At 49.7% G+C, this 610-nt stretch carries 1 protein-coding gene and 1 pseudogene; both read left to right on the top strand.

Going from position 1 to position 610, the window contains the following annotated elements:
* On the top strand, window positions 1-203 hold a 203-nt coding region (locus ACWHAR_RS29225), incomplete at its 5' end, for a SufD family Fe-S cluster assembly protein (protein WP_452088714.1).
* Window positions 203-610: pseudogene (gene sufS / locus ACWHAR_RS29220) on the top strand (cysteine desulfurase SufS); the annotation flags it as partial. The gene ACWHAR_RS29225 and the pseudogene sufS, both read left to right, overlap by 1 nt.

Genomic DNA, 610 nt, shown 5'->3' with positions numbered 1-610 from the left:
AAGACGATGTAACGGCAGGACACGCTGCATCTGTCGGCCGCGTCGATCCGGTTCAGCTCTACTATTTGATGAGCCGCGGAATTCCTAAAGAAGAAGCAGAGCGCCTCGTCATTTACGGCTTCCTCGCACCGGTTGTCAATGAACTTCCGATTGAAGGCGTGAAGAAGCAGCTGGTCTCTGTGATTGAAAGGAAAGTAAAATAATGAATGCTAAAGATATTCGCGAACAGTTTCCGATTCTCAGCCAACAGGTCAACGGACACGATCTCGTTTATTTGGACAGCGCGGCCACCTCGCAAAAGCCGCGCGTCGTCATTGAGACGCTTGATGAGTATTACAACTCTTACAATTCCAATGTCCATCGCGGCGTCCATACATTAGGAACAAAAGCAACGGATGGATATGAAGGAGCACGTGAGAAGGTCAGGAAGTTTATAAACGCGAAATCGATGCAGGAAATTATTTTCACAAGGGGTACGACAACGGCCCTGAACACGGTTGCGCTCAGCTATGCCCGCGCAAACCTTAAGCCCGGTGATGAAATCGTCATTACACCGATGGAGCACCATGCGAATATTATTCCGTGGCAGCAGGCTGTCAAAGCAACCGGC

Source organism: Bacillus sp. LR--39, from assembly GCF_053613335.1.
Note: the sequence above shows the minus strand (reverse complement) of the source record. Positions and strands in the feature narration are given on the sequence as shown.